Annotated in this window: 19 protein-coding genes; 2 read left to right on the forward strand and 17 right to left on the reverse strand. The window is 61.2% G+C overall.

Features of this window, described 5'->3' with window-relative positions; all coding sequences use genetic code 11:
• The first annotated feature begins 336 nt into the window (after positions 1 to 336).
• The gene (locus tag PH552_RS17285) at positions 337 to 1269 is read left to right on the forward strand and encodes an alpha/beta hydrolase (protein ID WP_246698597.1); all 933 of its coding nucleotides are present in this window, start codon (positions 337 to 339) and stop codon (positions 1267 to 1269) included.
• 354 nt (positions 1270 to 1623) lie between these two features.
• Positions 1624 to 2457 (forward strand): alpha/beta fold hydrolase, encoded by an 834-nt coding sequence (locus PH552_RS17290; protein ID WP_112342326.1) that lies wholly within the window; start codon positions 1624 to 1626, stop codon positions 2455 to 2457.
• A gap of 77 nt (positions 2458 to 2534) precedes the next feature.
• Here the strand turns inward: PH552_RS17290 and PH552_RS17295 are convergent, their stop codons facing one another.
• The 17 genes from PH552_RS17295 to PH552_RS17375 form a co-directional block, all read right to left on the reverse strand.
• Entirely contained in the window at positions 2535 to 2708 is a 174-nt protein-coding gene (locus PH552_RS17295) for a hypothetical protein (RefSeq protein WP_015342656.1), read from the reverse strand.
• Between the two features lie 201 nt (positions 2709 to 2909).
• Positions 2910 to 3218, reverse strand: coding sequence for a hypothetical protein (locus tag PH552_RS33760; RefSeq protein ID WP_348647368.1), 309 nt, complete (start codon positions 3216 to 3218; stop codon positions 2910 to 2912).
• Between the two features lie 262 nt (positions 3219 to 3480).
• Positions 3481 to 4512 (reverse strand): zinc transporter ZntB, encoded by a 1032-nt coding sequence (locus tag PH552_RS17305; RefSeq protein WP_112342324.1) that lies wholly within the window; start codon positions 4510 to 4512, stop codon positions 3481 to 3483.
• A 136-nt stretch (positions 4513 to 4648) separates the two neighbouring features.
• Positions 4649 to 7306, reverse strand: a complete 2658-nt coding sequence (locus PH552_RS17310; RefSeq protein ID WP_145644626.1) for a nitrate reductase — start codon at positions 7304 to 7306, stop codon at positions 4649 to 4651.
• A gap of 219 nt (positions 7307 to 7525) precedes the next feature.
• On the reverse strand, positions 7526 to 7861 hold the full coding sequence (gene nirD, locus PH552_RS17315; protein WP_112342322.1) for a nitrite reductase small subunit NirD: 336 nt from the start codon (positions 7859 to 7861) through the stop codon (positions 7526 to 7528).
• A gap of 4 nt (positions 7862 to 7865) precedes the next feature.
• Positions 7866 to 10316: a nitrite reductase large subunit NirB gene (gene nirB, locus PH552_RS17320; protein ID WP_112342321.1), complete on the reverse strand. Its 2451-nt coding sequence runs from the start codon at positions 10314 to 10316 to the stop codon at positions 7866 to 7868.
• Between the two features lie 4 nt (positions 10317 to 10320).
• Positions 10321 to 11118 carry an ABC transporter ATP-binding protein gene (locus PH552_RS17325; RefSeq protein WP_183764048.1) on the reverse strand — a complete coding sequence of 266 codons (798 nt, stop codon included), beginning with the start codon at positions 11116 to 11118 and terminating at the stop codon, positions 10321 to 10323.
• A gap of 10 nt (positions 11119 to 11128) precedes the next feature.
• A complete protein-coding gene (ntrB, locus tag PH552_RS17330) occupies positions 11129 to 12025 on the reverse strand; it encodes a nitrate ABC transporter permease (protein ID WP_112342319.1) in 897 nt (298 codons plus the stop codon).
• A gap of 34 nt (positions 12026 to 12059) precedes the next feature.
• Positions 12060 to 13358 carry a CmpA/NrtA family ABC transporter substrate-binding protein gene (locus PH552_RS17335; RefSeq protein ID WP_183764051.1) on the reverse strand — a complete coding sequence of 433 codons (1299 nt, stop codon included), beginning with the start codon at positions 13356 to 13358 and terminating at the stop codon, positions 12060 to 12062.
• Between the two features lie 366 nt (positions 13359 to 13724).
• Entirely contained in the window at positions 13725 to 15023 is a 1299-nt protein-coding gene (locus PH552_RS17340; RefSeq protein ID WP_245430361.1) for a CmpA/NrtA family ABC transporter substrate-binding protein, read from the reverse strand.
• 55 nt (positions 15024 to 15078) lie between these two features.
• On the reverse strand, positions 15079 to 15666 hold the full coding sequence (locus tag PH552_RS17345; RefSeq protein WP_112342316.1) for an ANTAR domain-containing response regulator: 588 nt from the start codon (positions 15664 to 15666) through the stop codon (positions 15079 to 15081).
• Positions 15667 to 15782: 116 nt separating this feature from the next.
• Entirely contained in the window at positions 15783 to 16835 is a 1053-nt protein-coding gene (locus PH552_RS17350; protein WP_112342315.1) for a siderophore-interacting protein, read from the reverse strand.
• Positions 16832 to 18823: a Fe(3+)-hydroxamate ABC transporter permease FhuB gene (fhuB, locus tag PH552_RS17355; protein WP_112342494.1), complete on the reverse strand. Its 1992-nt coding sequence runs from the start codon at positions 18821 to 18823 to the stop codon at positions 16832 to 16834. The genes PH552_RS17350 and fhuB overlap by 4 nt, the downstream gene beginning before the upstream one ends.
• A gap of 7 nt (positions 18824 to 18830) precedes the next feature.
• Complete coding sequence (locus PH552_RS17360) at positions 18831 to 19724, reverse strand: ABC transporter substrate-binding protein (RefSeq protein WP_112342314.1); 894 nt, start codon at positions 19722 to 19724, stop codon at positions 18831 to 18833.
• Between the two features lie 101 nt (positions 19725 to 19825).
• A complete protein-coding gene (locus PH552_RS17365; protein ID WP_285166197.1) occupies positions 19826 to 22012 on the reverse strand; it encodes a TonB-dependent siderophore receptor in 2187 nt (728 codons plus the stop codon).
• A 169-nt stretch (positions 22013 to 22181) separates the two neighbouring features.
• Positions 22182 to 23066 carry an AraC family transcriptional regulator gene (locus PH552_RS17370; protein WP_183764054.1) on the reverse strand — a complete coding sequence of 295 codons (885 nt, stop codon included), beginning with the start codon at positions 23064 to 23066 and terminating at the stop codon, positions 22182 to 22184.
• Between the two features lie 205 nt (positions 23067 to 23271).
• On the reverse strand, positions 23272 to 23922 hold the full coding sequence (locus PH552_RS17375) for a hypothetical protein (protein WP_183764057.1): 651 nt from the start codon (positions 23920 to 23922) through the stop codon (positions 23272 to 23274).
• Between the last annotated feature and the right edge of the window lie 197 nt (positions 23923 to 24119).

Below are 24119 nucleotides of genomic sequence, written 5' to 3' on the forward strand. Positions count from 1 at the left end.
TCGATTTGTCCACCGGCATTGTCACCTGAATGAAACGGAGCGCCGATAGGGAGGCGATCGTAGGTTGATCATGTCGAGGTCGTGATGGGCGGACGGGCAAATGGAATTCCAGTCTCACGTCACCCATCATACTTGACACAAATAGCTTTTCTGCGACCGTGGGATCATGACATCGTCCACGGCCTTGCGGGGAAAAAAGCTCATTTGATGAACTGGTTCCGATCATTTCGCTGTGTGTCACGCGTCTTCATGGCGACGACAATCCTGATCGGCGCAGGCCTGATCAGCGCAAGTCTTTCTCCGATATTCCCGGTTGTCGCTGCCGAGACATCCGAGATGGCGCCGCAGACCAAGGCGTCGAGCGAGCAAGTGGAAAAGCTCATAGGCACATTGCGCGACAGCAATGCCATGTCAGGCGCGGACCTTGTGCAGCGGCGTGCCGGTTTCGAAAGGCTCATGGCATCGACGCCAGGTCCGATGCGCGTGCAGATACGGCATGTCGATGCCAATGGTGTCGATGGCGATTTGATATGGCCCGCGCGATTGCATCATCCGATCGGTCGGCGCGCCGTTCTCTACCTGCATGGCGGCGGCTTCTACAGCGGTTCGCTCCGAACGCATATCAACATCGCGGGCGCGCTTGCCAAGGCGGCATCGGCCGATGTCCTGCTGATCGATTATCGCCTTGCGCCGGAGAGTAGCTTTCCCGCGCAAAGGGACGATGCCGTTGCGGCCTATCGCTGGCTTCTGACGTCGGGATACAAGGCCGGCAATATCGTTATTGCCGGCGAATCGGTCGGCGCAACCTTGGCCATCGAGGTCGTTCTCAACCAGCTCCACCTGAGAGGGCCGCTGCCTGCGGCTATCGTCGCAATGAGCCCGGTCACCGACTTTGCGGGAACAGGAGCCTCGCTGGTGACCAATGCGTCCGAGGATCCATTCATGGGCAAGGACGAGCTCACCCTCATCCGCAATGCATTCGTTCGGGATCGATCCCTCGACGATTCGGACATATCGCCGCTCTATGGCAATTTCTCCGGCTTTCCGCCGCTGCTGATACAAGTCGGTTCGCGCGAGACGCTGCTCGACGACAGCACGAGGCTGGCGGACAAGGTGCGTCAGGCAGGTGGCAGCGTGAATCTGGAAATCTGGCCGGGCATGATCCATCAGTGGCAGATTTTCCCCTTCTGGCTCGACGATGCCAGAAAGTCGAATGCGAGAGTTGCGGAATTCGCGATATCGCATTTTGCCGATAGGCCGATGCAATAGTTTTCACGCGCAAGGGCGTGCCAAGCCTTGATCCATACGAGATCGGGTGGCGAGTGTTTGTTTTGCCTGTCTTTGCGCCGCCATCGCAACACTATTTATTTATCGCGATAAATGATTGCGAGATATTTTTTAGGTAGACAAGGCAAAAGAAAGGTCTTATGCATATGTTTATCGCGATAATAAATCGCGCAATAACATTTAATGGAGATTGAAATGAGCCAGTCGATCCATCAAGCTACCCGCCGGGGCGTTATGACGGCCGGGCTCGGCCTTGCCGCCGCTGCAGCCATCACCCCATTCGCTCAACCTGCACAAGCCTCTACAAAGCAACCAACTTCGAAAGGTAAGGACACAATGAGCAGCAGCACGATCACCACCAAGGACGGCACGCAGATCTTCTACAAGGATTGGGGAACAGGCCAGCCGATCGTCTTCCATCACGGATGGCCCTTGAGTTCCGACGATTGGGACGCCCAGATGCTCTTCTTCCTTCATCAGGGCTACCGCGTCATCGCCCATGACCGCCGCGGCCACGGCCGCTCCAGCCAGACGGCAACCGGCAACGAGATGGATACATACGCCGCCGATGTGGCAGCACTTGCCGAGCATCTCGACCTCAAGGGCGCCATCCATGTTGGCCATTCCACGGGCGGCGGCGAAGTTGCCCGCTATGTGGCGCAGTATGGCGGTCATGGTCGTGTTTCGAAGGCTGTGCTGATCGGCGCAGTGCCGCCGATCATGGTCAAATCCGAAAAGAACCCCGGCGGCCTGCCGCTGGAAGTCTTCGATGGTTTCCGCGCCGCGCTTGCGGCCAACCGCGCCCAGTTCTTCCGCGATATTCCGGCGGGACCGTTCTATGGTTTCAACCGCCCCGGCGCCGTCGTTTCGCAGGGCGTGATCGACAATTGGTGGCGTCAGGGCATGATGGGCGGCACCAAGGCCCATTATGATTGCATCAAGGCCTTCTCGGAAACCGATTTCACCGAAGATCTGAAGAAGATCGAAGTGCCGACGCTCGTCATGCATGGCGACGATGACCAGATCGTGCCGATCGCGGATTCGGCGCTTCTCTCCTCGAAGCTCCTGAAGAACGGCACGCTCAAGGTCTACAAGGGCTTCCCACACGGCATGGCCACTACGCATGCGGACATCATCAATGCGGATCTGCTGGCCTTCTTCAAGGCCTGAAGCAATCCAAGAGCAGTGCGCCCGCCTTTTGGCGGGCGCTTCACAGCCTGCCGGGTGCTGTTACCGCCCCCACCATTTCAGCTGTCGAGTTTCAACGAGAGCTGAACGGCGCGCGGCAAGGGCGGTAGCGGCCGGCTGATTTCGACACGGCGCGTCCAGGTGGCGCGCCGTTCTTGTTCGCGCTCCCGAAGTGCCTTCGAGACAGCGACAAAGGTCATTGCACGTTCGATGACTTGTTCTGCCTTGGTCATGGAAATCTCCATTTGTTCACTTTATGTTCTCATATTGGACACACAAAGTCAAGCAAGGCAGGAGCTCAGGCCGATTGCCATCGACAGGGCATTCCTTCTTCCCTCAGGGGAGGAACTTGTGGCGCCGGCATGCCCCTATGCGATTGCCCGGCTTCGATGGGCCGAGACTTCGATCGGCCGATTGTTTGGCTGCCTGGATCGCTACTGGCGGCGCAGGTTGATCTCACTGGTAATGATGGATTGGCCGGAGGTCGGATCCTTGTCGATGGTCCTCAGCGTCAGCTGGCCGCTACCCTGTCTGCGGATGATCATATTGGCATTCCTGTCGCCATTGACGAGGCGAGCCCAGTTCACCGCCAGATTGATGACATCGCCCTGCCTGCTGCCCGAAAGCTGCGATGTCGCGCCGGATGGGCCGGTATAGGTGCCGGAATATCGGTTTCCCCGGGCCGTGAGCTGCGCCGAAATCGCACGGCTGATGATGAGAAGGCCGCGGCAGTTCCCTCTCATGGAAATCGAAGTACCCGGTGCGTTGATGTCGAATCCGCAGGAGACATTAATGGGTGGGCTGCCGATTGTTCGAAGCACCTTGCCGGTTCCCGTCCAGCTGCCGTTCAACGGTTCCAGAAATCCACTCTCATCCGCAGCTGCGGGAGCTGCAGCACAAAACCCTGCAAGGATTGCGAGAAGGCATGCCTGTCGGCGCATGGTGAAAGCCTTTTCACGGGAATTGATGGAGAACGCTGCAAAGACATCGACGGTTCCGCCGCAGTCACAGCCAATTGATGCGCTTTAGCACATAAAGGGTAATGACGGAGGTAACGGCGACCAAAGCGACGATGATGACGAACGCCCAGGTGTCGTTGACGCCTGGAATGCCGCCGACATTCATGCCGAAAAGACCGGCGACGACACTCGGAGGCAGGAGGAGCGCAGCGAGCGCTGCAAGCCGGTTTGAGTTGCGGGCGATGCGCTCGCTGATGACGGTGGAAAGGTCGTCGTGCAGAATGCTTGTCCGGTCACGGATCGCGTCGAGATATTCGATGCAGCGCATCAGCTTGTCGATGACCTCGCGCATTCGGAGTTTATCGCGCTCGGCAAGCCAGGGGGCGTCGTCATGTTCGATGCGGGTGAGGGCATCGCGCTGCGGCGAAAGATAACGGCGCAGCTGCACGGCCTGGCGGCGAAGCAGCTTCAGCCGCTCGCGGACTTCGGCTGCTTCGCCATGGAAGATCAGCTCATCCAGCTCGTCCACTTCCTCATCCATCTGATCAAGAACGGGCTCCAGGTCCCTCACGAGCTTGTCGCTGACGAGAGCAAGCAGTTCGCCGGTACGCTTGGGCCCTTTGCCTTTCCCCAGCGCCTGGCGAATATCGCGAAGGGCTGTGATGTAATGTCCTCTGTCGCGAAGCGTCACGACACGGTTCTCGTCCACCCAGGCATGAATGGGCACGAGATCCAGCTCCTCCGCGGCGCCTTCGACATCCTCAGGAGGAGCGGCGCACACGCCGCGAAGGATGATCAGCAGGCCGTCGTCAACCGGCTCGACGCGGGGGCGGGATTCGTCTTCCAGCAGGGCATCGGCGACGAGTGGATCGAAGCCGCCACTGCTCATTACCCATGCTGCCGCAGCATCATGATTACGCTCGAGATGGACCCAGAGAACGCCATCCGCGGGCTTCCAGTTCTGCAGGCCGGCTGCGCCAATCTCGCGACAGCCGCCATTGCCGTCGAGAAGAACCGCGAAACGTATGCCGGGCTCGACGCCGTAGCTGAGTTGAACCTTCTGGCCTGCAATCTCCATCCGCTCCCATCCTCCCCCGAGTATAAAAGAAAGCGAAATCATGCGTCTATTTTTGTAGTTCTAGCACCGCTCGGCTTGAGGCGGAACTGGAGTCTATGGCGGATGCTCGTGTTTATGGGCTTTCAGGGTAAGGCGATTATTCCGCCGCCGCGGCAAGACAGCCGTCGATGATGGTGCGGATCTCGGCGCGGCAGGAGCCGCAATTGGTTCCGGCATTGAGCTCCCTGCCGACGGCTTCCACGCTATGGCAACCGCCCCGAATGGCCGCGACGATCTGATTGACGCCGACGCCGAAGCAGGAGCAGACCGTCGCACCGGCGTCGATCGTATCGGCTCCCGGTCTGCCGGCGATGAGCGCAAACCGTTTGCTGAGATTGCCATGCGGTGCCGAAAGCTGGGCGATCGCCCAGTTTCTGGCCACGGCTACAGGCTGCCGCGCGACGAAGAGAGCCGCAAGCAGCCGCTCGCCATCGAAGAAGGCAAGACGCAGGTCTCCGGAGGTCTGATCGGCATAGCCGAGCGGCTCGAGATCGGCAGGTATGTCGAATGTCATGCGGCACCAGCCGACCCAGTCGTCAGGCGCCAGATCGAATGCAAGTTCCGTCCGCCAGCCGCCATCGGCCCTGGCAAGCGCCCAATAGGCGCTGTCGAGATCGTGCGGCTTTGCTGTTGAGACCGCGAAGCAATAATGCGAGGCCTGGAAGCGGCGGGCGCGGACTGCGATATTCTTCGACGCGGGCTGGCCGGAAATCGGGTCCGTAACGGGAGCGACCACGGCGTCGATACGGGCTTTGGCGGCGAAGCTGTCGTTCCAGTGCATCGGTACGAAGAGGCTGCCGCGCGCCTGCCGCTCCGTCACCAAGGCGCGGACGATCACCTTGCCGTGCGGGCTTTCGATTTCGACCAGGCCGGCTTCGGCGACCCCGATCTCGATCGCGTCGCGCGGATGGATCTCGGCGAAGGGCTCGGCGATGTGGGCCGATAGCCGCGCGCTCTTGCCGGTGCGCGTCATCGTGTGCCAGTGATCGCGAACGCGCCCGGTATTGAGCGTCAGGGGGAAGCGGCTATCGGTTCGATCGGTTGCCGGGGGGGCTATGGCGATGAAGCGCGCCTTGCGATCGGAGTGATAAAATCCGCCATCTGCGAAGAAGCGGGTGATCCGTGGTGCCGCCCCGGCTGGCTGTGGCCATTGGAACGGCGTGAGCGCGTCGTATTCTTCTGTGGCGATCGCTTGATAAGCGCCGATGTCGAAGTCCCGGCTTCCCTCGTTTTCGAAGCCGGAAAGACCTGCGTGCTCGGCGAAGATCTCCGCATTCGTACGAAAGGAAAAGGCTTGGGAAAATCCCATGCGGCGGCCGACTTCGGCCATTTGCCACCAGTCGGGCCTGGCTTCGCCCGGGGCTGCCAGAAACCGGCGCTGCCTGGACATCCGCCGTTCGGAATTGGTGACGGTGCCGTCCTTTTCGCCCCAACCCAGCGAGGGCAGCAACACACGCGCGTGCCGCGTCGTATCCGTCTCGCGCAGGATGTCGGAGACGACGACGAAGGGGCAGGCCTTGATGGCCGCCTCGACGGCATCGGCGTCCGGCATGGAGACGACCGGGTTGGTCGCCATGATCCACAATGCCTTGATGCGGCCGTCGGCGACGGCGCGAAACATGTCGACCGCCTTCAATCCCGGCTTTCCGGCAATCCGCGGCGACTGCCAGAAGCGCTGCACGCGATCGCGATCCCCGGCATTCTCGATCGCCATGTGAGCGGCAAGCATGTTGGCGAGACCGCCGACCTCGCGGCCGCCCATAGCATTCGGCTGGCCGGTCAGCGAGAAGGGTCCCATGCCGGGCCGGCCGATGCGGCCGGTCGCGAGATGGCAATTGATGATGGCGTTGACCTTGTCGGTGCCGGATGAGGATTGGTTGACGCCCTGGCTGTAGCAGGTCACGACCTTCTCCGTCTGTGCAAACAGCCGGTAGAATTCGCGAAGCTGCATGGCGGGCAAGCCCGTCAGTTCAAGCATGCGGTTGAACGACAGGGCGCCGGCGGCGGCGAAAGCCTCGGCAAAGCTGCCGGTATGCTCGGCAATGTAATTCTGGTCGATGGTGTTGCTTGTGATCAAATGCTCGAACAGGCCCAGGAAAAGGGCAACGTCGCCATCCGGCCGGATCGCCAGATGCAGATCGGCGATATCGCAGGTCATGGTCCGGCGCGGGTCGACGACGACGATCTTCATCGCCGGCCGTGCCGCCTTTGCCGCCGCCAGTCGCTGGTAGATGACCGGGTGGCACCAGGCTAGATTGGAGCCGGTGAGGATGATGAGGTCGGCAAGCTCGATGTCCTCGTAAGTGCCCGGCACCGTATCCGAACCGAAGGCGCGGCGATGACCGGCGACCGAGGATGACATGCAGAGCCGCGAATTCGTGTCGATATTGCCCGAGCCGATAAAGCCCTTCATCAGCTTGTTGGCAACGTAATAATCCTCCGTCAGCAGCTGGCCGGAGACGTAGAAGCCAACGGCATCAGGGCCATGCTCGGCAATCGTCTCACTGAAGCGTTTCGCGACCAGATCAAGCGCCTCGTCCCAGCTTGCCCTCTGGCCGGCAATTTCCGGATGGAGCAGGCGTCCGTCGAGGTCGATCGTTTCGGCAAGGGCGGAGCCCTTCGAGCACAGGCGTCCGAAGTTGGCAGGGTGGTCAGGGTCGCCTTTGACGGAAACCTTGCCGTCATGGTCGACCTTGGCGATGACGCCGCATCCGACGCCGCAATAGGGGCAGGTGGTTTTGGTTTCAATGGACATGGATTGCGTCCATGAAGGTTAGAGCCTGGGAGAACACCCCCCTCTGTCCCTGCGGGACATCTCCCCCACAAGGGGGGAGATCACCTGGTGCCGTTTTTGCCGATCTTTCCGTTTTGGCTCGATAAAGGTGACGTCTCGCTCCGGCCAATCTCCCCCCTTGTGGGGGAGATGTCAGCGAAGCTGACAGAGGGGGGGGATTTTTCCCGCGCACCGTCATCGTCACTCCGCCGCCATCATCAGGCTTTCGAGCGCGATGAAAAGCGCGCCGTCCTCGTTGCGGACGGGAATGGTCCGCACCTCGCCCTGGTCGGCTCCAAGTGCCTTGCCGGTTTCGAGCGAGATCACCCAGTTGTGCAGCGGGCAGGTCACGGCTTTCCCGTGGACGATGCCCTCCGAGAGCGGGCCGCCCTTGTGTGGGCAGTGGTCCTCGATGGCGAAGACCTCGTTTTCGGCCGTGCGGAACACGGCGATCTTGCCCTGCGGGGTTTTCACGCAGCGTGCGCCGCGAGGCGGGATGTCGGAGATGTCGCCGATTTCGATCCAATTCATATTCATCTCCTCACTCGGCGGCCTGCGGGAAGCCGACTGTCGCCATCGGCTTGAACTCGTGTTTGTCCTTACCGGAGACGCGCTCGGACCAGGGGTCGACCTGCGCGAATTTCTGGCTGAAGACGAAGCGCTCGTAATAGGCCTTGCGCTTTTCGGCATCACCCATGATCTGGCGGCGGATTTCGTCGAGGCCGATGCGCTTGGCCCATTTGTAGATACGTTCGAGGTAGCGGGCCTGTTCGCGGTACATCTGCGTCAGCGCCACGATATGTTCAAGCGCCTCGTCTTCCGTCTTGACGAGGCCCAGCACTTCCGTGCCCTTGATGTCGAGACCGGCGGCACCGGCGAAGTGGATTTCGAAGCCGCTGTCGACGCAGATGACGCCGACATCCTTGCAGGTCGCCTCGGCACAATTGCGCGGACAGCCGGAAACCGCCATCTTCACCTTCGCCGGCGTCCACGAGCCCCACATGAACTTCTCGATGCGGATGCCGAGGCCGGTCGAATCCTGCGTTCCGAAGCGGCACCAGTCGGAGCCGACGCAGGTCTTCACCGTGCGCAGGCCCTTGGCATAAGCCTGGCCGGAGATGAAACCGGCCTTGCCGAGGTCGGCCCAGACGGCGGGCAGGTCCTCCTTCTGCACGCCAAGCAAGTCGATGCGCTGACCGCCGGTGACCTTCACCATCGGGATCTCGAACTTGTCGACGACATCGGCGATGGCCCGCAGCTCGTTCGAGCTGGTGACGCCACCCCACATGCGCGGCACGACGGAATAAGTGCCGTCCTTCTGGATGTTGGCGTGGACGCGCTCATTGATGAAGCGCGACTGATAGTCGTCGGCATATTCATCCGGCCAGTCGCAGACGAGGTAGTAATTCAACGCCGGGCGGCATTTCGCGCAGCCGCAGGAGGTCTTCCATTCAAGCTCCTGCATGACGGCAGGAATGGTCTTCAGGCCCTTGGCTTTTATCAGCCTTCTGACATCGTCATGGCCGAGCTCGGTGCAGGTGCACATCGGCTGGACGGTGGCAGGATTGTAGCTGTCGCCGAGCGTGATCGACATCAGCTGTTCGACGAGTCCGGTGCAGGAGCCGCAGGAGGCCGAAGCCTTCGTGTGGGCGCGCACGTCGTCGAGTGAGGTCAGGCCCTTGGCCGTGATCGTCGAGGTGATCTTGCCCTTGCAGACGCCGTTGCAGCCGCAGATCTCCGCATCATCCGGCAAGGCTGCAACGGCCGCCATAGGGTCCAGCGGTGACCCTCCCTGATAGGCCTGGCCGAAGATCAGGGTTTCGCGCATATCGGAGATATCGATCGCCTTCTTCTTCAGGTCGTTGAACCAGGCGCCGTCGGCCGTCTCGCCGTAAAGCACGGTGCCGATGATCTTGTTGTCTTTCAGCACGAGGCGCTTATAGACCCCGGCCGCCGCATCGCGCAGGACGATCTCTTCGCGGTCGTCGCCATCGGCGAAGTCGCCGAGCGAGAACAGGTCGATGCCCGTGACCTTGAGCTTTGTCGGCGTGTCCGAGTGTACGAAAGCGGCGCTCGTATCGCCGGCCAGATGCGAGGCGGCCACACGCGCCATCTCGTAGAGTGGGGCAACGAGCCCATAGACCATGCCGCCAACTTCGGCACATTCGCCAAGTGCCATGATCGAGCCGTCCGAGGTCTGCATGCCGTCATCGACGACGATGCCGCGGTTGACGGCGATGCCGGCTTCCTTGGCAAGGCCGACATTGGGACGGATCCCGACGGCCATGACGACGAGCGTGGCCGGGATCACGCGGCCGTCGTCGAGTTCGATCCCCTCGACCTTGCCATCACCGATGATCGCCTTGGTGTTGGCCTTGGTGATGACCTTGATGCCGCGCTCCTCGACGGCCTTTTGCAGGAGATAGCCGGCGGCCGGATCGAGCTGACGTTCCATCAGCGTCGGCTGCACATGGAGAACGGTGACATCCATACCACGCAGGCTGAGGCCGGCGGCGGCTTCGAGACCGAGCAGGCCGCCGCCGATGACAACGGCCTTCTCGCGCGACTGAGCCGCAAGCAGCATGGCCTGCACATCGTCTAGATCGCGATAGGTGATGACCCCACGCAATTCCTTGCCCGGAACCGGAATGATGAAGGGGACGGAACCGGTTGCGATGACAAGCTTGTCATAGCTCTCGGTCACGCCATGATCGGAGGTGACCGTCTTTGCCACCCGGTCGATGGCGACGATCTTGTGTCCCTTGTAGAGGGTGATGCCGTGCTTGATGTACCAGCCGTCGCCATGGATGATAATCTGCTCGAAGTCCTTTTCGCCGGAAAGAACCGGCGACAGCATGATGCGGTCGTAATTGACGCGCGGCTCGGCGTTGAAGATCGTGACCTGATAGAGATCCGGCGCTTTTTCCAGCAGGTGCTCCAGCATGCGCCCTGGCGCCATGCCGTTGCCGATGATGACGAGTTTCTGGGTCATGGTATCACTCCGCGGCTTCAACGAAGCGGTGGCGTTCGTAGAGGAACTTCAGCACGGCCTCGCGGCATTTGAGGTAGGTTCTGTCGGACGCAAGCTCGATGCGGTTGCGCGGCCGCGGGATCGGCACTTCGAGGATATCGCCGATATGGGCAGCCGGGCCGTTGGTCATCATGACGATGCGGTCGGAGAGCAATACGGCTTCATCGACATCATGGGTGATCATCACCATGGTGCTGCCGAGGCGGCCATGGATTTCCATGACGGCATCCTGAAGATGGGCGCGGGTGAGCGCATCCAGTGCCCCGAAGGGCTCGTCGAGCAACAGGATCTTGGGCTGCATGGCGAGCGCGCGGGCAATGCCGACACGCTGCTTCATGCCGCCGGAGATTTCCGAGGGACGCTTGTCCTTGGCATGTGCCATCTGCACGAGATCGAGGTTGCGCATGACCCAGTCATGACGCTCGGCCTTACTTTTGGTGCCACGGAACACCTTCGAAACGGCGAGATTGACGTTCTCGTAGACGCTGAGCCAGGGCAGTAGGCTGTGGTTCTGGAAGACCACGGCCCGATCAGGACCCGGTGAGTTCACCTCGCGGTTCTCAAGCAGCACCGCGCCGGCAGAGACCGGCGTCAGGCCGGCAATGAGGTTCAGCAGGGTGGATTTGCCGCAGCCCGAATGGCCGATGATCGACACGAATTCGCCCTTGTCGATGACGAGTTCGATGCCCTTCAGGACTTCGGCACGCTGGCCGCCGCGGTCGAAATACTTGTCGATATGATCGAGCTTCAGATAGGCGCTCATCCTGTTCTCCTCAATTGCCAGTCACGCCGCGGGTCACGACAGCACCAAGGCCTGCGACCAGACGGTCGAGGACAAAGCCGGTGATGCCGATATAAGCGAGCGCGACGATGATGTCGGGCAGGCGCGACGAGTTCCACGCGTCCCAGATGAAGAAGCCGATGCCGACACCGCCGGTTAGCATTTCGGCGGCAACGATCGCTAGCCAGGAGAGGCCTGCGCCGATGCGAAGACCCGTGAAGATGTAGGGGGCGGCCGCCGGCACCATGATGCGGAAGAAGAATTCGATCTGGTTCAGCCGCAGCACCTTGGCGACGTTGCGATAATCCTGCGGAATGTTGCGAACGCCGACCGCCGTGTTGATGATGACTGGCCAGATCGAGGTGATGAAGATCACGAAAATCGCCGACGGGTTGGAATTCTGGAAGGCCGCGAGCGACAGCGGCAGCCACGCCAGCGGCGGCACGGTGCGCAGTACCTGGAAGATCGGATCGAGCCCACGCATCGCCCAGACCGATTGTCCGATCACCGCACCGATCAGCACGCCGGCAACGGCCGCAAGGCCGAAGCCATAGGCGACGCGTTGCAGCGAGACGAGCACGCGCCAGGCAAGCCCGATATCCTGCGGTCCATTATAGAAGAACGGATAGACGATGAGGTCGTAGCTGTCCTGCCAGACCTGCGAAGGCGGCGGCAGGCTTGCGCCCGGCTGCTCACAGAGCAGCTGCCAGATAGCGAGCAGAAGCACCAGGACTACCAGGGGCGGCAGGACGCTGCGCAAGACCGAGACGGCGATACGACCTGGATCGATGCGCCGAGCCGGGTGGACCGCCAATGTCACGACATGGCTCTTTGCGGGAGCAGGCGCTTGCGCAACGGCGGCTTGCTGTTTGCGGGCGGTTACGGACATTGAACGAATCCTTTTTGGAAGAGAGTGCCGACCATCACGACGCCACCTTGATCGAGAGGCTTTCGAGATAGGCAGTGGGGTTTTCGGGATCGAAAACCTTGCCGTCGAAGAAGGTCTCTTTGCCGCGTGAGGTCGATGCGGGAATATCGGCTGAGGCAACGCCGAGATCCTTGGCCGCGTCGCGCCAGATATCCTGGCGGTTCACCTGGCCGACCAGCGTCTTGATGTCGGTATTGGGAGCGAACTTGCCCCAGCGAATGTTTTCGGCAATGAACCAGGCGTCATGGCTATGATAGGGATAGGAAACGCCGCCCTTCCAGAACTTCATGTAAAGATCGGTACCCTTGGCGATCCGGCCGTTGCCGTAGTTGATGTCGCCCTTGAGGCGGCCGATTACATCCTTTGGCGGCACGTTGAACCATTGCCGCTTGCCGAGGATGGTCGCCATCTCCTCCTTGTTATCCATGCTGTCGCACCATTGCTGGGCTTCCATGACCGCCATCAGCAGGGCCTTGGCGGCATTCGGATTCTTCTCGATCCAGTCTGCGCGCATGCCGAGCGCTTTTTCCGGGTGGCCCTTCCAGATTTCGCCGGTCGTACAGGCTGTAAAGCCGATCCCCTGATTGACGAGCTGCTCGTTCCAAGGCTCGCCGACGCAGAAGACGTCCATGTTGCCGACCTTCATGTTCGCCACCATCTGCGGCGGCGGCACGACGATGGTCGAGACGTCCTTGTCGGGATGGATGCCGCCGGCGGCCAGCCAATAGCGGATCCACAGATCATGCGTGCCGCCCGGGAAGGTCATGGCCGCCTTGATCTCTTTGCCTGCGGCTCTTTTCGCATCGAAGGCGGCTTTCAGCCCGGATGCGTCAAGCTGCACGCCGGTTTCCGCATATTCCTTTGCGACCGAAATGCCCTGGCTGTCGTAATTGAGACGCGCGAGGATCGCCATCGGCACGGGCTGGTTGTTCTGCGTTACGTTGCCGGTGTGTATGAGATAGGGGAGCGGCGAGAGAATATGGGCGCCGTCGATGCCGTTTGCCGCCCCGCCAAGCACGAGGTTGTCGCGGGTTGCACCCCAGGATGCCTGCTTGGCCACATCGACGTTGGAAAGGCCATGCTTTTCGAACAGGCCTTTTTCCTTGGCAATGACCAGCGGCGCGGCATCCGTTAGCGCGATGTAACCAAGCTTCACATCCGACACTTCAGGTCCGGCGGTTGCTGCGAAGGCGCCGGAGGGGAAAGCCGTCCTGACGGCGCCGATCAGGGCTGCCGTGGCGGATGTCTTCAAAAGGTTTCGGCGCGTAATACCACCGGACAGGATCTTCTTCACTTGCAGTTTCCCCTTGTTTTGCTCGTGACGCGTGGATTTTGGACATAAAAAAACGCCGCTCGGTCGATGCAGCCCGGGACAGGAAGGAAATCCTCGGGGCAAGAACCTTGCGACGTCGATGTCTTTGCGAGCGCGTTATCAGCGCATTGCGTGCTTCGATCGCCGTTGACCGAAGCGAAACTAGATAAGCAAGCTGCGTGCCAGTTTTCGATATTGTTGTTAATGCACTGAAATCATGTAATTATTTCAGTTAATACCGGCCTTGGCTGTTTTGTGTGCGAATGCTGAAGCTGCTAAAATTTTGGGCGGATGGTTGCCATCCTGCCTGGAACCCTGCGTTTATTCTGTGCAGTGCAGAGCCGCCGACTAAATATCGTCGGCGGAAAATTGCGCCGCACTCGTCGTCTTCACCGCGAAGCCGTCGATATAGCTCGCCAGGTCTGCGGGATCGAAAACGTGACCGTCCATGAAGCGGTCGCCATCCCTGTCGCCCTCTATGCGGATATCTGCGTCATCGGGCGAGGCCTCGTTTCCAAGGGCTAGCCGGTAGAGGTCCGATCGATAGGCGGAAGCCGCCATCGCCATGTTCTGCTTGGAAAGCGCGCTTTGCCCCCAGCGCACCATCTGGCTGAATATCCACAGGGCCAGGCTCGGGCGCGGGTAATTGGCGAAGCCGGCATGAAAGCTGAAATATCGGTCGATCACCCGCCGATTGCCCTTGGCGTCGAGATTGAACTCGCCCGCCAGCACGTGGCGGATAATGCCGACAGGCGCTGCGATATAGCGCTGATCGGCAAGTGCTTCGGCAAGGGCATCATGATTTTCTGCTTTGTCGCACCAGCGCGCTGCCGCGTCGAGCGCCACGATGAGGCGCGAAACGATTTCGGGGTGGCTTTCTGCCCATTCCGGGCGCATGCCGATCACCTTTTCCGGCGCCGAGGGCCATATGTCCTGCTTGGCGGCAACGATGCGGCCGACGCCACGCTCGGAGGCGACCATGTTCCATGGCGCGCCGACACAAAAGCCGTCGATTGCTCCGGCCGCAAGGGCATCGGAAGTCAGCGGCGGCGGTACGACGACAAGCTTCACGTCCCGGTCGGGATCGATGCCGCCGGCGGCCAGCCAATAGCGGAACTCGTAGTTATGCGATGAGAACGGATAGGTCATGCCGAGTGTCGGCGGCTGCTCGCCGCGTGCTTTCATCGTGCCGACCACCTTTGCGAACGCCTGCGAATTTTCCAATGCGCTGGCGTGGTCGGAGAGGCCGGTGTCGTTGCACATGCGCTCGAAGAGCCGTGTCGACAGCGTGATGGCATTGCCGCCGTTGCCGAGCGAGAATGGCGTAATCGTCGGCGAGGGATTCGAGCCGAGCCCCAGCATCGCCGCGACCGGCATGGGCGAGAGCATATGGGCGATATCGAACTGACGAAAGGCAAGCCGGTCTCGGATATTGGCCCAGGAAACATCCTTGATGAGATCGAGCGCGATTCCCTCCTTGCGCGCGAAACCGAATTCCGCGGCCGCGATCAGAACTGAAGCATCGACCAGTGGAATGAAGCCTGCACGCAGTGTGCGCGGGCCTTCGCTTGCAATTCGCGCAGGCGCGGCAGGGTTGCTACTGCCTGCCTTGCGAGCACTGGCGAAATGGGCTGCCTGCATTCTCATGTTCACTCCGATGTCTCCCATGCGCGCGTGGCGGACGAGGTTGGTCTCAGCGCGCTCACATCAGCAATCCCGCTGCCGTCACGACGCTTTGCGCGATCTCGGACATTTTCTTCTTCTCGTTCATGGCCGTCTGCCGCAGCAGCGCAAAGGCCTCATCTTCCGAAAGTCCGCGCATCTTCATGAGGATGCCCTTGGCGCGCTCGACGATCTTGCGTTCCTCCAGCGCCGACTTGGCCTCCGCCAATTCCCGTTGCAATCGGCTGAAGGCGTTGAAGCGGCTGACCGCCATATCGAGGATCGGCTTGACCCGCTCCTTCTTCAGACCGTCGACGATATAGGCCGAAACGCCGGCCTCGACGGCTGCTTCGATCGAGGCCGTATCGGAGCGGTCGACGAACATGGCGATCGGCCGGCCCACGGTTCGCGTCAGCTGAAACAGATGTTCCATCATGTCGCGGTTCGGATTTTCAAGATCGATGATGATGACATCAGGGTGAAGTGTCTCGATCGTGCGCGCCACGCCCTGCACTTCATGGATGACCGTCACCCGCGCATGACCAGCCTCCCGCAGGCCTTCCTCGATGATCGAGGCCCGGATGGTGTTTTCATCGATCACAAGAATGGTCAGATCGAGACGGCTCATGCCATCTTTATGGCGCAATGCAGCAAGGCGAACAAGTGTTGCTCGCTGAAATATTGGGCGATTTAAAACATAGCCTAAATATTGGGCTACTTCGACCTGTTCTGACTATTTCCTCATCAACGCTGCCAATAGGCGGCTATGCTGAACGTGCCGGGATCCCTGGCGATCTCGCTCTTGACGAAAGCGCGGACGGCACGGGCCTGCTTCTGTTCGCACGCGGCCCAGACAAAGGTCTCCGGATCGGCCGCAGGCACGATGTCGCGCAGAATGCGTTCAAGCGTATCGGTCGTCCCGGCGGCCGCGCCGTTGCGATGCAGCCAGCTGACATCCATCGATGCGCTTGATGTCAGCGGCTGCTCTTCTTGCTTGCCGGCGACCTCGAGAAAGATCCGCAGCTCGGCATCGGCAGGCACGGAGGCCGCGATGCGGGCGATGGCCGGCAGCGCGGTTTCGTCGCCGGCGAGGATGAGCTTGCGCGCTGTCGGCACGCCGCCGCCGCCGGGGCCGATGAGGCCGGCGCGATCGCCCGGGCGGGCAGTCATCGCCCAGTTCGCTCCAGGAACGTTGTCACCTTCATGCACGACGAAATCGATGTTCATCTCGCCGCGGGCAAGATCGATGCTGCGGATTGTATAGGCGCGGATGGTCAGTGCATCATCGCCCTTCGGCCAATGGATGCGGCCGTCCGGCTCCGTATGCGGCCAGACCGGCTCGCGACCCTTCGGTGGAATGAGCAGGCGAACATGCATGCCGCCCTCGACGAAATGCCCGGCATCATCGGTCGCGACGACGACGCGGCGCATATGCGGGGTGATATCGTGGGCATCGGCGACCCTGATTTGGCGGAAGTTCGGTATGGCTGATGGTTGTGGCCCATCGGCCCAATTGAGGGCGAGCGTGTTGCCGGTGGAAAGTTCGAACAGGTTTTCGGCGACCATGCTGCGGATCGTGAAGAGCATCGCCGCTGTCGGGCAGCGCAGCTTGATGTCGAGGCGATCGCTGCTGACGGCGATGTCGGCGCTGCCGATGACGGTGTCGAGGCGGGCTCCGGCCTCGCTCCGCGTGATAGTGACATGCTCGGCAAACCGCGCGCAGAACTGATCCAGCAGCAGGCCGGCATCCTTATGTGTGGCCACGCCGGAAGCGGTGAAATCCCTGGCATGCATCATTGCTTAGTCTCTTTGCGGGTCAGGAACCAGATGAGATAGGGGCCGCCGATCAGGGCTGCGAACAGACCGACGGGAACCTCGTAGGGAAAGATCACCATTCGCGACAGCCAATCGGCCAGCACGAGCAGCATGGCGCCAAGCAGCAGGCTGGCCAGCAATTGCTTGACCGTCTCGCGGAAGCCGATAAGGCGGGCCAGATGCGGCGCGATCAGCCCTGTCAAACTAAGCGGGCCGACGAGGAAAGAGGGGATCGCGGTCAGGAGGGCTGCCAGTACCGCCAAAGTCAACCGGCTTGCCGCGACCGACAGGCCGACGGAGCGGGAGACGTCGCCGCCAAGCGGCAGGATGTCGAACCACCGCCGCAGGACGGGCAATGCCGGTATGAGGAGGGCGGCCGAAATGACACCGGTCCAGGCCTCGAAGGAGCCGGCGCGGTTGGTGGAGCCCGACAGCCAGCTCAGTAGCAGATAACCGCGCAAGTCGCCACGCGAAAGAACGATCGTGACGATCGCCATCGACAGCGCACCGATCGCAATGCCGGAGAGCAGCAGACGCTCCGAACCAAAGCCGCCGCGAGCGCTGAATGCCATGATGGTAAGGAATGCAATCAACGCTCCGAGCGTCATCGCCGTGATGGTGATGGCGGGCGAGGGGAAGACGAACAGGAAGAGGGCCGCCGTCAGTCCGGCGCCACCGCCAGCACTGACGCCGAGGACCTCGGGGCTTGCAAGCGGATTGGCGGTCAGACGCTGCATGATGAAGCCGGCTGCGGCCAGCATCGCGCCGGCAGTCGCTGCAACGATAGTGCGTGGCAGGCGAAAAGGCAAAAGCTCCGAGAACCGGCTGCCGAGCGCCACCTGCCAACCCTCGATGCCGCGTCCGACCGACAGAGCAAAGACCAGCAGAAGAATGAAGCCGACGGCGAGCAAGACAAGCGCCCGCCCGGGAGCGGCAAGGTTTCGCCGTGCCGGTGGGATGCCATCGGCGTGCGGTGCGCTGCGCGAATGCAGGCGCGGCAAGAGTAGAAACAGGAGCGGTCCGCCGAGAAGTGCGGTCGCCGCCCCTGTCGGGGCGAGATCGGTAAATCCCGGCGACAGAAGCTGGACGACGCAATCCGTAAGGAACAACAGCCCGGCGCCGGCAAGCGGCGCGGCAATCAGCAGTTGCCTGGTGCCGCGTGCACCACAAAATCTTGCCAGATGCGGCGCTGCAAGGCCGAGAAAGCCGATGATGCCGACTTGCGCCGTCACCGAGGCTGCGAGCCAGACGGCGAGTGCCAGAACAGTAAAGCGCATGCCGTGCAAGGCCAGGCCGAGGCTCTTTGCGCTATTATCGTCCAGGCTCATGACCGTGAGCGGGCGAACGAGTAGGAGGGCTGCTGCAAAGCCAATAGCAAGGCGAGGGACAAGCGTGACGACGCCATCCCAGCTCTGCTGATTGAGCGCGCCCGCACCCCAGATAAAGACGGACATGGCGTATTCGCCACGTGCAAGAATGATGGTGACGCTGAGTGCGGTCGCGACCAATGTCACCATCATGCCGCAGAGTGCTACAGTCACCGGATCGAGGCTGCGACGCCAGCTCAGAGCAAGAACGATCAGGACAGCCGCAAGCCCGCCGGCAAAGGCGGACATTTCCCGCGGCAAGCCGAGGAGAAGCGGAAAGAGGCCAACGGCGATCGTCATCGCCAGCTGCGAGCCGGCGGCGATCCCAAGGGTCGATGCATCGGCGATCGGGTTGCGCAAGATCCTTTGCAGCAGAGCGCCGGAAAGGCCGAGCGCTGCGCCAGCGATGATCGCGATCGCCGAGCGCGGCAGCAGGCTATCGATGAGCAGGATGTGATTGAGCGCTGCAGCATCGGGCGTATCCGCGGCAAGCTTCGGCCGCAGGAAGACGAGCGCCGCAAAGGCAAGGATGCAGACGGCAGCAAGCAGGGTGGCATTGCGCATCAGCGGCCTATCCCCGCCAATCATGTCTCTGGCAATCATGCGGCGATCAGCCATTCCATGCACGGGCGAGCCCTCCCGCAAGCAGATCGGCGAAGCGCTCCGCTGCGGGCAGCGCACCATAGGGATTGATGGAGCCGAGCAGGAGAACGCGGCCTTGCTGTACCGGCGGGAGCGCCTTCCAGAATGCGCTTTGCCGGAGTTCGGCCAAGGCTTCGGCGGGATGTGGCGGGATCAGGACGATCCACGTGTCCGGTATGGCGGCCAGCCGCTCGATGCCAACGGGCGCGGTCGCCGAATAGCTCGTGAGGTCCGGCCAGGCATTGGCAAGCCCGGTGCGGGCCAGGACCTCTCCGAACATGCTGTCGGAGCCGAAAACGCGGAAATGCCTGGCGTCGCCGAGGTTGATCGGCAGGATCGGGCGATGATCGCCCTTGCCGAAGCTGACGCGATAGGCCTCCAGCTTTTGCCGCAAGGCCTCGACGAGCGCACGGCCGGTCGGAAGCTCGAGCCGCTCTGCGATCGCAAGCGTCATCTCTTCGGAAAGCCGGTAGGGGCTGGCTCCTGGCCGATAGACGGCATGGCTCTCGACCGGGGCGATCAGGCGCAGGCGATCGTCGGCCCAGGCATAGAAATTGGAGTTGAGGATCAGCTCAGGCTTGGCGGCATAAAGGACCTCGAAATTCGGCGTTCCGCGCAGCCCGAGATCGGCGACATCAGCGGGAATAGCCGGCGTGACGGCAAGGTCTCGGAACTGCAGCAGCTCGGTGCCGGCGACCACATTGGCGCCAAGCGCCAGTAGGGTTTCCAGAATGGCCCAATCGAGCGTCGCGACACGTCGGCTCGTCGTGGCGCGCGCTGGCGTCAAACCGATAAGCGCAGCGGCACCCGTCATGGCTAGCAGTTGCCGACGTGATAGCCTGTGAGCGCTTCTTGCCGTCATGCTGGCGTCGCCTCTGGTTTCAAATCGGTGCGGGGATTGCCTTGCAGCAATCCCCGGTTCCTTGCCATCATTGAAAAACAAAGTATACCTTTATTATCAACTTACCACTTCTTGCTGAGCTTGAAGGTAACGGTTCTCGCTTCGCCGTAGCCGCAGACGTTCTCGCCGGCGCAACCCGAGACATATTCCTTGTCGAACAGGTTCGAAACGTTGAGCGCTGCACCCCAGCCCTTCTTCTCGTAGCGGATGCCCGCATCGAAGAGCGTTGCCGAAGGCACGCGCAGGGTGTTGGCCTGGTCCGCCCAGGACTTGCCCTGGTAGCGCACGCCGGCACCGATGCTAAGGCCGTCAAGGGCGTCGCTGGTGAAGGCGTAGTCGAGCCAGAGCGACGCCGTGGAGTTCGGCACCAGATAGGGCGAGTTGCCGACGATGGAGGAGTCCAGGTCCTTGGTGACTTCGAGATCGGTATAGGAGTAGGAGCCGAGCAGCTTCCAGTTTTCGTCCAGATTGACCTTGCCTTCGAATTCCACGCCGCGCGAACGGACCTCGCCGACCTGTCGCTGCAGGAAGGTGACAGGATCGGTCAGAGCCATGTTCTTGCGATCGATCTGGAAGATGGACGCCGTGAACAGGCCGTCGATGAAGTCCGGCTCGTATTTGACGCCCGCTTCGTACTGCTCGCCCTTTTCCGGAAGCAGCCCTCCGCCGGTGACGCTGGTGCCGACCAGCGGCCGGAAGAAGGTGCCGGCGCTGACATAGGGCGTGATGCCGTTGGCGAATTCGTAGGCGAGGCCCACGCGGCCGCTCGGTGCGCTGTCGTTCGAGCTGTAGGTGGTGCCGACCTTTGCATCGGAATTGGTGTCGACGAAGTCGTAGCGGCCGTTGAGCGTCACCAGCCAGCCGCCGCCGAAGCGGATCTGGTCCTGCGTATAGACGCCCAATTGCTGCTGCGTCAGCACCTGGTTGAGATAGACGAAGTTCGTACCTTGAGCGGTGCCGTAGACCGGATTGATGGCGCTGATCGGGTTGGAGCCGCAGCAGGCCTGTATCTGGTCGAGGCGGTAGATCGAGTAGTCGGTGCCGATCAGGAAATCGTGGCTTAAGGGACCGGTGTCGAACTTGTTTTCCGCACGGGTGTCGACGGAGAAGGTATCGACCTTGGAGCGCTCGAAGAAACCGATGCGGTTCAGCATGTAGTTGGGATCGTCGTAGCCTGGGCTGAGCGGATTGCCATCCACATAGCCGTTCAGATACGGGCCTTCCTCGCGCTTGTAGAGGTGACCGTAGCGCGCATTCTGCGACACGGTCCAGCCGCCGTCGAAATCATGCGAGAATTCATAGCCGAGCATCTGCTGGGCATATTTCAGATTGTCGATACTGCGTTCGCCATAGAAGGCATCGCGCTTAATCTTGCCGAAGGGTGCATCGACCACGGTGCCGACATAGGGGAAGAAGCCATTGCCGCTGTGGATTTCGTCAAGACCGCTCAGCATGCCGAAGACGGTCAGCTTGGTGGAATCGTCCGGCGAGATGGTGACCTGCGGCATGATGAAGCCGCGCAGATCGTGGGTGCCGTCGCTATAGGTGTCGCCGCCGGCGATCTTGCCGGTCAGGCGGTAGCGATAGACGCCGTCGGCCGAAAGCTTGTCGGAGAAGTCGAAGCCGACGAAGGCGTTGCCGAGATTGTTGATGCCGATCTCAGTATAATAATAGGGATCGTCGGTCGGCTCCTTGCGGACCATGTTGACGAGGCCGCCGGGATTGGAGCCGCCGTAAAGTACGGAGGACGGACCCTTCAGCACTTCGACGCGCTCGAGCATGAACGGATCGATCTGGAAGCCGCCGAAGCCGTAGCTGTAGAGCGTCAGGCCATTCATGAAGACGCCGCTCTGCGTCGCATCGAAGCCGCGGATGTAGAACCAGTCAGTATCGCCGTCATTGCCGAAGGGCTGCGTGGTGACGCCCGGCGTGTAGCGCAGCGCCTCGTCGACCTGGTTGGTGATGCCGCGATCCTGCATTTCCTGTTGGCCGATGACAGAAACCGATTGCGGCACCTCGGTGATCGGCGTGTCGGATTTCGAGCCCGCCGTGGTCTTCTTGGCGACATAGCCCTTGACCGGGGCCGTGCCGCTGGCTTCGCTCTTCTCTTGCGAGCCTTGAATGACCAACGGCTGCAGCTCGGTCGGCTTTTCCTGCGCGTTGGCCTGAGAGCCTGCCAGAAGTGCCAAAATGGCTACGCCCGTCGCCATGAGCCGCGCCCGCGATACGTCCTGCTTCAATCCCTGCATTTCCGCTATTTGTCCCGAATTCTTGCGCCCGTTCGGCTATGACAGCCGATCCCTCAATAAGGTGAGGAGTTAACTCATATTTACCGGCGCGGCTTGTCTGTAACGGGGAAAATTGAATGTTTTTGGGCAATTCTCCGCGAGAGATACAATTGCTCGCAGACTGTGGTTTTCAGGCCAGCTTGCTGCGTTTCCAACTCGCCGGCGCGGTACCGACATTCTTTCGGAAGACGCGGGTGAAATGCGCCTGATCGGCAAAGCCGGTTTCGACGGCGACGGTCGTTAGCGGCATCTCGCTGTTCAGGAGCAGATGCTTGGCCTTTTCGAGCCTGGCCTGCGTTTGCCACTGATGCGGCGGCACACCTGTGGACGCCTTGAAGGCATGGCTGAAATGCGATTGCGAGAGGCCGGTCAATTCGGCCAGTTCTTCCAGCCGGATGGCGCGCGTGCAGTTCTCTTCGATATAGTCCACCGCACGGCGCAGCTGCCAGGTGGCGAGACCGCTGCGCTTGCGGGGCCGGGTGCCGCGCAGTTGCAGAACATTGATCAACAGCGAAAGTGTCAGGCCGTCGCCATAGAGATCGTGCAGCGGCTCGGGGTTTTCGCACTCGGCCGCGATCAGCTCGGCAAGCGCCATCACCCGCGGGTCGTTGAAATGCAGCTGCGGACGGTCGAGCCGCGCCGGGTCGATATGTTCCATCAGGCGCTGGCTGACAATGCCAGCATCGAAATGAATATCGAGGTGGCGCACGAACTCGACGCCTGCCATGTCGACCCAGAGCTCCATGCCAGCGGGAATGTAGGAGATGCGTCCGCTATCGTAATTCTGCAGCCGGCCTTGTGCGCGTGGCGACGGGCGGACATTGGTCGTGCCTGGGCCGCGCTGCTCCAGCAGGATGAAAAGCCGCGGGTCCCTCGCGACATAGTACCCGCCGGCCTGTGCCGCGCAATTGACGTTCCAGATGTCGGCAACCATGCCGTTCCATCGGCGGCGATGCATGCCGCCGATCACGGAAAAGCCTCCGATCTTGTTTTGCATTCGTGGTTGAAACGTCATTCGCAGCTTCCGGCGTCGCTTTCCCGCTTTAATCCTTCAAATTATACTCAAGTTATTACAGCAACACCTTTTGGATGGCAATCTCCGTGTGGTTGCCGCACGGAGAGCGGCATGCACGCGAAAGCAAACGGGATGCCCTCTTCGGGCATCCCGTTTGCGATGTCGAATCTGCCAATATTGAAGCTGCCTGCGCCGGAACCTTATCCTAGAACAGCCCTGCCGTTCTCATCGTCTTCGAATTCGGCTGATAAGAGGCCTCGATTATACCGGAGGGCTGGCGCTTGGATGACGGCTGTGGCGCAATGGCGTGCGCGGGCGTGGCCCCCGAGCCCCGCAGCGTGCCGCAGCTTCCCGAACTGCTTGTCTTGACCTGCGGCTTGCCGCTCCCCGTGCTGAAATATTGCATGGTTCGCGTGCAGGTGCCCTTGCCCGATGTCGTAGAAATCATCGTATATCCCTGAGCACCTGGAGGAAGGCGGGAGAGCTCTATCTTCGTGAGGTTATCCGCGCCATCGGGCCATTGCGCCAAGAGCGGCGCGTTGTGCAACATGGCCGCCATCTCCCGATCCATGGCGGCCGAGATGCGCTCCATGTCGGCGAAGGGCGAGGCGTCGTCGAATGGATCGAAGGCGGCAATGAGGGAGGAAGCCGCATCGGGATTGCCTCGAAACGATATAACTGGAGGCTGATCGCCGCTATAGCGGATCACCTCCAGTGAGCCGTCCGGCAAGCGGACCGTCATTTGATGCATCTGGGCGGATTGCTCGGTCTTCTGCTGAGCGAATGCCTGACCCGCCAATCCTGCGGCGGCGATAAGACCAGCGCCGATGAGAAGTGTATTGCGGAGGGTTTGCACAATGGTCTCCTTTGCTTGAAGAACATCTCCGACGGGTTTTCGAACGAATGGCTTCGAAACCTGTCGATGCGACGATTTCGATCTTGGCCCGGCCTCCGCCAAATTTATGGCAATCCCTGCGGCACCGCGCCGCAGCTGCGCCGTACAGATGTCAATCCTGCATGATAGATCCAAATACAGACATTGCCGGACCGATG

The organism is Rhizobium aureum (genome assembly GCF_030182495.1).
Classification (GTDB): Bacteria; Pseudomonadota; Alphaproteobacteria; order Rhizobiales; family Rhizobiaceae; genus Rhizobium; species Rhizobium tropici_C.